We start from the raw sequence: 9,227 nt of genomic DNA on the forward strand, positions 1-9,227 counted from the left end.
GTCGTACCCAAAGGCGGCGCCTGGGCATGGCTGGCAGTCGGGACGACAGCCGTGAGGCCGAGAGCCGCCAGAAACATTTTACGCGAACGAGTCAGGCAAGTCTTGGTCATGGGTTCCCCCCAGTCGCTCTGTTAGGGGAAACGGTATACCTGTTCAGCATATCTCCAAGAACAATGCAGTCAATTATCTGACGCGACAACTTTTATCGACGCAGGTGACAAATATGTCACCGGAGGTATGCCCGTGTGTTCAAAATGGAACAATCTGCCGCGAGCGGAACCGCGGCAAAGCGCGTGATAATATGGAGCGGATTGATTCAACGCCGCGACGGCGGAACCGGGAACGCGTTCACTGCCGGAGCATCGCATGGTCGTTCCTTGACGATCGACGGCGTCTGAATCGCCCGGCTTCGGAACGCGGATGTAACGCAATTTTTTGATTGGTAAGCCGCTCCAGACCCTACACCGCCGGCAATATCTTCCCCGGGTTGAAAATGTTCTGCGGATCGAGCGCCTTCTTCAGCGCGCGCATGGCGTCGATCGCCTCGGGCCCAAGTTCGGCCTCGAGATATTTCTGCTTGCCCTGCCCGATGCCGTGCTCGCCGGTACAGGTGCCGCCCATCGCCTGGGCGCGTTCCACCAGTCGGTGCATGAAGTCCTCGCCGCGCGCCATCTCTCCCGCGTTGTCGATGTCGCACACCAGCGAGCAGTGGAAATTGCCGTCGCCGACATGGCCGACGATCGGCGAGAGCAAATTGAGGCGCTTCAGATCCGCTTCGGTTTCGGTGACGCAATCGGCCAGCCGCGAGATCGGCACGCACACATCGGTCGCCACCACGCCGGCGCCGGGACGCAGCGCCTTGACCGACCAGTAGGCGTCGTGCCGCGCCTGCCACAGTTTTGTCCTGTCCTCGGGCCGCGTGGTCCAGGTGAAGTCGCCGCCACCGCACTCTTTGGCGATTTCGCTGAAATTTTTCGATTGCTCGGCGACCTCGTTCTCGCTGCCGTGGAATTCGAGCAGCAATAGCGGCGTCTCCGGCAGCGTCAGTTTCGAATAGGCATTGCAGGCGCGCACCTGCTCGGCGTTGAGCAGCTCGATGCGCGCGACGGGAATGCCGGTCTGGATCGCCAGAATGGTGGCTTGGCAGGCGCCGCGCACGGTCTCGAACGAGCACGCCGCCGCCGCGATGGTCTCGGGAATGCCGCGCAGCTTGATCGTGAGTTCGCTGATGATGCCCAGCGTGCCTTCGGCGCCGACGAACAGATGCGTCAGGTCGTAGCCGGCCGAGGACTTTTTCGCCCTTGTGCCGGTGGTGATGATCTCGCCGTCGCCGCGCACCACCTTGAGCGCCAGCACGTTGTCGCGCATGGTGCCGTAGCGCACCGCATTGGTGCCGGAGGCGCGGGTGGACGCCATGCCGCCGAGCGAGGCGTCGGCGCCGGGATCGATCGGGAAGAACACGCCCTGGTCGCGCAAATGCTCGTTGAGCGCCTTGCGGGTGACGCCGGGCTCGATCACGCAGTCCAGATCCTCGGCATGGACTTCCAGCACCTTGTTCATGTCGCGCAGATCGACGCAGATCCCGCCCGCGGGCGCGTTGACCTGCCCTTCCAGCGAGGTGCCGGTGCCGAACGCGATCACGGGAACGTCGTGTTTGCTGCAGATTCGCACCACGTCCTGGATGTCAGCGGTTTCCTGCGCCATGACAACCGCGTCCGGCGGCTGCGAGGCCAGCCAGGTCGTGGTATGGGCGTGCTGGTCGCGCACCGCCTGCGAGGTGATCAGCCGGTTGCCGAACCGCGCGGCCAGCGCCTCGATGGCGCCCTTCAGCGCCTGCGGCTCCGGCCGCTTCGGATGGTTGGTTATCGTTGTCGCCACGCAAAATTCCTCCCGACTTTGAGAGGACCGTGGCAAAGGATATATGAGGGGTCAAGAGAGCATGGATCGAATGGACGGGAATGCACGATGACGATGATTGACACCGGCGACGACGTGCTGCGGCGGCCCGCGCCATTTCCGGCTTCGGTGATGCGGATCGAGCCGCAATGGATCGACTACAACGGCCATCTCAACATGGCCTATTACAACGTGATGTTCGACCGGGCGATCGACGAATTATGGCTCAGGATCGGGATCGGGCCGGGTTACATGAAGGAGCGCAACTGCTCGACCTTCACCGCCGAGTGCCATGTGCGCTATTTGCGGGAAGTTCATCTCGGCGATCCCGTGCAGGTGTCGATCCTGCTGGTCGCCGCCGACGAAAAGCGGTTGCACACCTTCAAGGAATTGCGCCACGCCACCGAGGGCTGGCTGTCCGCCACTTCCGAGAACATGACCATCCATATGGACATGAATGTACGGAAAACCGCGCCGTTTCCGGCCGATATCCGCGCGCGCATCGACGCCCTGGCTAAGGCCCACAGCACGGTGCCTCGCCCCGAGGGCATCGGCCGCAAGGTGGCGATGCCCTCGAAGTAGCGCAAAGCCCTGGACGCCGGTGCGTCCGCGCACCGGCCACGGCCGGGAACAAATCGTCTCCGGAGGACGAAATCGCGCCCGTCCCGGCACGGGATCTTGGCACGGGATAAAGCCTGTCAAATTTGCCGCAAGAACCCTATATGCGCTTCAATCCTGCTAAGAAGGCTCCCCTTCACGGCCCCGCGGTGCCATCGTGGGCGGAAGACGATTCGCATATGACCGAGCCGAACAAGCTGCCCCATCACGATGTCCCCGCGCACCAGCCTGCGGCGGGCGGTATTGCCGCGCGCGCGCGGGCGACTGCAGCCCCGCAATTTCTCGCCGGCCTCAATCCCGAGCAGCGCGAGGCGGTGGAAACGCTGGACGGGCCGGTTCTGGTGCTGGCGGGGGCCGGCACCGGCAAGACCAAGGTGTTGACCTGCCGGATCGCCCACATCCTCAGCATGGGCCGCGCCCGCCCCGGCGAAATCCTCTCGGTGACCTTCACCAACAAGGCCGCGCGCGAGATGAAGCTGCGGCTCGGCCAGATGCTGGGCCAGGCCGTCGAGGGCATGCCGTGGCTCGGCACCTTCCATTCGATCGGCGGCCGCATCCTGCGCACCCACGCCGAACTGGTGCAGTTGAAATCCAATTTCACCGTGCTCGACGTCGACGACCAGGTCCGGCTGCTGAAGCAGCTGTTGGCCGCCGACAATATCGACGACAAGCGCTGGCCGGCGCGGATGCTGGCCGGCCTGATCGACGGCTGGAAGAATCGCGGCCTGACGCCGTCGCAGGTGCCGCCGGGTGAAGCCGCCGTGTTCGGCAACGGCCGCGGCGGCAAGCTCTACGCGCTCTATCAGGAGCGCCTGAAAATCCTCAACGCCGCCGATTTCGGCGATCTGCTGCTGGAAAACATCCGGCTGTTCCGCGAGCACCCCGATGTCCTCCGGCAATACCAGCACCGCTTCAAGTTCATCCTGGTCGACGAATATCAGGACACCAACGTCGCGCAATATCTCTGGCTGCGGCTATTGTCGCAGGCGCCTTCCCTTACCTCTCCCCGCTCGCGGGGAGAGGTCGGATTGCGGAGCAATCCGGGTGAGGGGGAGCCAAACGCAACGCCGGTATCCGCTGAGAGTCCCCCTCACCCCGACCCTCTCCCCGCAAGCGGGGCGAGGGAGCAGATGGCACCGCCCTCCCCCCTCACCGCCCCGAAAATTATCTGCTGCGTCGGCGACGACGACCAGTCGATTTATGGCTGGCGTGGCGCCGAGGTCGACAACATCCTGCGCTTCGACCACGATTTTCCCGGCGCCAAGGTGATCCGGCTGGAACGCAACTATCGCTCCACCGGTCACATCCTCGCCGCCGCCTCGCATCTGATCGCGCATAACGAGGGACGGCTCGGCAAGACGCTGCGGACCGAGGACGTCGACGGCGAAAAGGTCACCGTGACCGGCTCCTGGGATTCCGAAGAGGAAGCCCGCGCCATCGGCGAGGAGATCGAGCAACTGCAGCGCGACGGAAACAAGCTCAACGACATCGCGATCCTGGTGCGGGCCTCGTTCCAGATGCGCGAATTCGAGGACCGTTTTGTTACCCTCGGCCTGCCCTATCGGGTGATCGGCGGGCCCCGCTTCTACGAGCGCGCCGAAGTCCGCGATGCGCTGGCCTATTTGCGCGTGATCAATTCGCCGGCCGACGACCTCGCCTTCGAGCGCATCGTCAACGTACCGAAACGCGGCCTCGGCGATGCCACCGTGCAGATGCTGCACGACCACGCCCGCAAGCGCCGCATGCCGCTGTTCGAGGCCGCCCGCGCCGTGGTCGATACCGACGAGCTGAAGCCGAAGGCGCGCGGATCGCTGCGCGGCCTGATCGCCAGTTTCGACCGCTGGCGCGTGCAGCGCGAGGTGACCTCGCATACCGAACTTGCCGAAATCGTGCTCGACGAGAGCGGCTATACCGAGATGTGGCAGAAGGATCGCTCCGCCGATGCCGCCGGCCGACTCGAAAACCTCAAGGAGCTGGTGCGCTCGATGGAAGAGTTCGAGAACCTGCAGGGTTTCCTCGAACACATCTCGCTGGTGATGGACCGCGACGGCGGCGCCGAGGACGACGCGGTGTCGCTGATGACGCTGCATTCAGCCAAGGGGCTGGAATTCGACAATGTGTTCCTGCCGGGCTGGGAAGAAGGCCTGTTTCCGAGCCAGCGCACGCTCGACGAACAGGGCCGCGCCGGGCTGGAAGAAGAGCGCCGCCTCGCTCATGTCGGGATCACGCGCGCGCGCCGCCGCGCCAAACTCTATTTCGCCACCAACCGGCGGATTCACGGCACCTGGTCGACCACGATACCCTCGCGCTTTCTCGATGAACTGCCGGCGCACAATGTCGAGATCACGGAATCGAAGGGCGGCTCCGGCTGGGGCGGCAGCAGCGGGTATGGCCCCTCGCGCTTCGACAATGTCGAATCCTTCGGCTCCAGCTATTCGACGCCGGGCTGGCAGCGCGCCCAGGCCAACCGCGCCCGCAACCAGAATGGCGGCCGCGGCGGCGGCCAGGCCGGCGGCGGCTTCAACGAAAGCCAGTCGCCGTTCTCGTCAACGCGCAGCGATACCTCAAGCTCGCGTGGCAGCGGTTTCGCCGCGAAGCGCGGCCCGATGACCATCGAAGGCGAGCTGATCGCGAAATCCACCGGCACCACCTCGGAGTTCACCTTGGCCGACCGCGTGTTCCACCAGAAATTCGGCTACGGGCAGGTGGTGAAGATCGACGGCAACAAGCTCACCATCGCGTTCGAAAAGGCCGGCGAGAAAAAGGTGGTCGATAGTTTTGTGGAGCGGGTGTAGGAGACTGCGATGCCGCGCTACGTCGCCTTGGTCCATAAAGACGCAGACAGCTGCTACGGCGTGTCGTTTCCCGATCTTCCCGGCATATTCACCGGCGGTGAGACTTTCGGGGAAGCCATGGAAGAGGCCGCTGACGTGCTGCAATTCGCGGCTGAAGGCTGGATCAATCCAGACGGTTCGACCGGCTTCAAGCCGCCAAGCACCATCGAACAACTGCGCAACGATCCGGAATTCCTGGAAGATGCCAGGGACGCCGTGATCGCGTTCGTCGAGTTTTCCGCTGACGACCCCGCGGCGGAGTGAAGTCCAGTCTGGCCTGGTCGGGTAGCATTGCGCACCCAAAATGACGGTCGATCATTTCGTCGCGCCGGTTTAACATCCAGGCGAAGCCTTGATCGGGGGCGATGACTTGTTCGGCTGGTTGCATTCGAAAGTGCAGAAAGGCCCGGCGGCGAAGCAACCGCCGGCCGGTCTTGCCCTACCGGACGCTCTGCTCGACGACCTCCGCCAGCGCGTTCCCCGATATCTCGCCGAAATCGACCAGGGCAAACTGATCTATCCGGCCTGCAAGCGGACGCTGGCGGACACGGCCGGCGATGTCGGCTCGGTGTGGGATCACACCAGGCTGGAAGCGATGCAGTACGTCATGGCGGTGCCAGGCGGGGAATTCGGACTGCTGACCGAGGCTGCCCGTCAGCTCGACATGATCGATGGCTATCTGTTTCAGCGTTCCCATGGCGAGACCGTGATCGATTTCACCGGCACCGCGACGGCGGATTTCTCGATTGCCATTGTGGCCGGCCTGAACTGGACGAGCCACTGCGCTCAACTGGCCGGCGTTCCGCTGGCGCAGCAGACCGGCACCATCCGCCATTTCAGAAGACTGGTGACGCTGGCGCAAAAATGGTGGCTGACCGACGGCGCCATTGAACGCTGCGGGCAGATGCTGGCCAACGGAGAGCAACCGCCGCTGATGCTACATCTGGTCTGGTCCGAATACACCCGGCTCGCCAAGCTGATCGCCGCTGCCGCCATCCTCGGCGGCTCGATCGACCGTTCGGCGCAACTGGTGGCGCTGCCCGCCGACCTCGTGCCCCGCTTCGAGGCCGCCAAAGACCCGGGGGAACTGGTCTAGCATTGTTACTGTACATGGGGTTGTTTTCGAGATTTTCGGTAGACACCCTGCGGCAGCCGCCGCGCTGCGCCCGCCCGCGGCGAATCATTCAACGTCCATCATGGTTTAGCGCGGCATCGTCATTTCCGCGGCGGCAGCGATTGCGTTGTGACCACCGGGTTCCTATCTCTGCCTCCCACCCCGAAGGCGCCCGCCTCGAGCCGGCCGTCGTGCCGCTTTAGCCAGCCACCCCTCCCCTTTAGACCATCAAGCCCAGCATGACTTCCATCATCTCCGTTGCAAATCTGTCGAAGACCTATGGCTCCGGCTTCAAGGCGCTCAACGGCATCAACCTCGAGATCAAGCGAGGCGAGATCTTCGCGCTGCTGGGACCGAACGGCGCCGGCAAGACCACGCTGATCAGCATCATCTGCGGCATCGCCAATCTGAGCGAAGGCCGCGTCACCGTCGATGGTCATGACATCAACAGGGATTATCGCGCGGCACGCGCGATGATCGGGCTGGTGCCGCAGGAACTGCACACCGACGCGTTCGAATCGGTGTGGGCGACCGTCAGCTTCAGCCGCGGGCTGTTCGGCAAACCGAAGAACCCCGCCCATATTGAAAAGGTGCTGAAGGACCTGTCGCTGTGGGACAAGAAGGATTCCAAGATCGTCACGCTGTCCGGCGGCATGAAGCGCCGGGTGATGATCGCGAAGGCGCTGTCGCACGAACCGCAGATCCTGTTTCTCGACGAGCCGACCGCGGGCGTCGACGTCGAATTGCGCAAGGGCATGTGGGAGGTGGTGCGGGCGCTGCAGGCCTCCGGCGTCACCATCATCCTGACCACGCATTACATCGAGGAGGCCGAGGAGATGGCCGACCGCATCGGCGTCATCAACAAGGGCGAGATCATCCTGATCGAGGACAAGGCGGGACTGATGCAGAAGCTCGGCAAGAAGGAGCTCAAGCTGCATCTCCAGAGCAAAATCGATGCCATCCCCGACAGCCTCGCTGCCTACAACCTCGAACTGTCCGACGATGGCCGCACCGTGACCTATGATTACGATACCAGGGGCGAGCGCACCGGCATCACCAGCCTGCTCAGCGACCTCAGGGCGGCCGGCATCCGCATCTCCGATCTCGATACCAGCCAGTCGTCGCTGGAAGACATCTTCGTCAGCCTGGTGAGGGCGTCATGAATTTCAGGGCCGTCCGCGCCATCTATCTGTTCGAAATGGCGCGCACCTGGCGCACGCTGCTGCAAAGCATCGTCTCGCCCGTCGTGTCGACGTCGCTGTATTTCGTGGTGTTCGGCGCCGCGATCGGCTCACGCATCGCCGAAGTCGGGGGCGTCAGCTACGGCACCTTCATCGTGCCGGGGCTGGTGATGCTGTCGGTGCTGACCCAGAGCATCGCCAACGCCTCGTTCGGCATCTACTTTCCGAAATTCGTCGGCACCATCTATGAACTATTGTCGGCGCCGGTGTCGTATTTCGAGATCGTGCTCGGCTATGTCGGCGCCGCCGCCACCAAGTCGATCATCCTCGGCCTGATCATTCTCGCTACCGCAGCACTGTTCGTGCCGCTACACATCATGCATCCCTGGTGGATGCTGACCTTCCTGGTGCTGACCGCGGTGACCTTCAGCCTGTTCGGCTTCATCATCGGCATCTGGGCCGACGGCTTCGAGAAACTGCAGATGATCCCGATGCTGATCGTGACGCCGCTGACCTTCCTCGGCGGCAGCTTCTACTCGATCGACATGCTGCCGCCGAGCTGGCGTACCGTCTCGTTGTTCAACCCCGTGGTCTATCTGATCTCGGGCTTCCGCTGGAGCTTCCATGAAATCGCCGACGTCAGTGTTGGACTCAGCTTCGGCATGACGCTGGGCTTCCTCGCCGTCTGCATGGTCGCGGTGTGGTGGATCTTCAAGACCGGATACCGGCTGAAGAATTGAAGCAAAGGCCCGAGCTAGCGGAGCGTCGGCATGGCCAGCAGTGCGAGCATGATCGCCGCCACCGCCAGAATGAGTCTTGCCGGCAGACCGGCCGGCAGCACGGCAGTGCGGGTATTCGTCTTCATCTGAATTCCTCAATGCTGGACCACGACGGACGCGGGCGGGACTGTCTAACGCCGTTGCGGCCGAAAGGTTGCCTCGCCGGGTTAACTCGCGGCGGACCGTTGCGGTCACCGAAAGTTGCGCGGGCCCGTCCGAATTGGTCCCGCCGCCGCCTTGCTTGCGCCCTGTGTTCCATTAACGATGCCCCTGCAGGCGACTGGAACCTTCGGCGGAGTCCGGGCATATTGATGCCGGGGGGACGGCGAGAGCAGCGTGCAGTGGCACTGGAATTTTGGGCCTGGAGGCCAAGGTAAAAATGCGTTGTTTCCTCATTGCTGTCACCTGCCTGATGCTTTCCCTCGGCAGCGCCGCGCAGGCCAAGATCGCCATCACCGTCGACAAGAATGCGCAGCTGATGACCGTCGCAGTCGACGGCGTCGAGCGATACCGGTGGCCGGTCTCGAGCGGCCTGCCCGCCTATGAGACGCCGAACGGCAGTTTCAAGACCTTCCGGATGGAGCAAGACCACTACTCCAGGGAATTCGACGAGGCGCCGATGCCGCACGCGATCTTCTTCACCAAATCAGGTCATGCCATTCACGGCACCGACTCGGTGAACCGGCTCGGCAGTCCGGCCTCTCATGGCTGCGTGCGGCTGTCGCGCGCCAATGCCGCGACGCTGTTTGCGCTGGTGCAGAAGGACGGCGTGCTCAACGCCACGGTGACGCTGACCGGCTCCTCG

The 9,227-nt window shown here is 63.5% G+C and carries 8 protein-coding genes; 7 read left to right on the top strand and 1 reads right to left on the bottom strand.

Annotation, left to right across the window (positions count from 1 at the left end; translation table 11 throughout):
• Positions 1–459: 459 nt before the first annotated feature.
• Positions 460–1,878, bottom strand: coding sequence for an FAD-binding oxidoreductase (locus Q8N40_RS09125; protein ID WP_305711592.1), 1,419 nt, complete (start codon positions 1,876–1,878; stop codon positions 460–462).
• 87 nt (positions 1,879–1,965) lie between these two features.
• On the opposite strand from Q8N40_RS09125, the gene Q8N40_RS09130 reads away from it, so the two are divergent.
• The 7 genes from Q8N40_RS09130 to Q8N40_RS09160 form a co-directional block, all read left to right on the top strand.
• Positions 1,966–2,478, top strand: coding sequence for a thioesterase family protein (locus Q8N40_RS09130; protein WP_305711593.1), 513 nt, complete (start codon positions 1,966–1,968; stop codon positions 2,476–2,478).
• Positions 2,479–2,693: 215 nt separating this feature from the next.
• Positions 2,694–5,309, top strand: coding sequence for an ATP-dependent helicase (locus tag Q8N40_RS09135; protein WP_305711594.1), 2,616 nt, complete (start codon positions 2,694–2,696; stop codon positions 5,307–5,309).
• 9 nt (positions 5,310–5,318) lie between these two features.
• Positions 5,319–5,612 (top strand): type II toxin-antitoxin system HicB family antitoxin, encoded by a 294-nt coding sequence (locus Q8N40_RS09140; RefSeq protein WP_305711595.1) that lies wholly within the window; start codon positions 5,319–5,321, stop codon positions 5,610–5,612.
• Positions 5,613–5,700: 88 nt separating this feature from the next.
• Positions 5,701–6,444, top strand: coding sequence for a hypothetical protein (locus Q8N40_RS09145; protein WP_305711596.1), 744 nt, complete (start codon positions 5,701–5,703; stop codon positions 6,442–6,444).
• Between the two features lie 257 nt (positions 6,445–6,701).
• Positions 6,702–7,625, top strand: a complete 924-nt coding sequence (locus Q8N40_RS09150) for an ABC transporter ATP-binding protein (protein WP_305711597.1) — start codon at positions 6,702–6,704, stop codon at positions 7,623–7,625.
• Positions 7,622–8,383 (top strand): ABC transporter permease, encoded by a 762-nt coding sequence (locus Q8N40_RS09155; protein WP_305711598.1) that lies wholly within the window; start codon positions 7,622–7,624, stop codon positions 8,381–8,383. Before Q8N40_RS09150 ends, Q8N40_RS09155 begins: the two co-directional genes overlap by 4 nt.
• A gap of 418 nt (positions 8,384–8,801) precedes the next feature.
• On the top strand, positions 8,802–9,227 hold a 426-nt coding region (locus tag Q8N40_RS09160; protein WP_305711599.1), incomplete at its 3' end, for a L,D-transpeptidase.

Origin of the sequence: Bradyrhizobium sp., from assembly GCF_030693485.1 — a bacterium.
Taxonomy (GTDB): domain Bacteria; phylum Pseudomonadota; class Alphaproteobacteria; order Rhizobiales; family Xanthobacteraceae; genus Bradyrhizobium.

What these genes read in the sequence shown, in the direction of transcription:
- Q8N40_RS09130 (WP_305711593.1), top strand. Translation starts at nt 1,966, where the DNA reads ATGACGATGATTGACACCGGCGACGACGTGCTGCGGCGGCCCGCGCCA.
- Q8N40_RS09140 (WP_305711595.1), top strand. Translation starts at nt 5,319, where the DNA reads ATGCCGCGCTACGTCGCCTTGGTCCATAAAGACGCAGACAGCTGCTAC.
- Q8N40_RS09150 (WP_305711597.1), top strand. Translation starts at nt 6,702, where the DNA reads ATGACTTCCATCATCTCCGTTGCAAATCTGTCGAAGACCTATGGCTCC.
- Q8N40_RS09155 (WP_305711598.1), top strand. Translation starts at nt 7,622, where the DNA reads ATGAATTTCAGGGCCGTCCGCGCCATCTATCTGTTCGAAATGGCGCGC.
- Q8N40_RS09135 (WP_305711594.1), top strand. Translation starts at nt 2,694, where the DNA reads ATGACCGAGCCGAACAAGCTGCCCCATCACGATGTCCCCGCGCACCAG.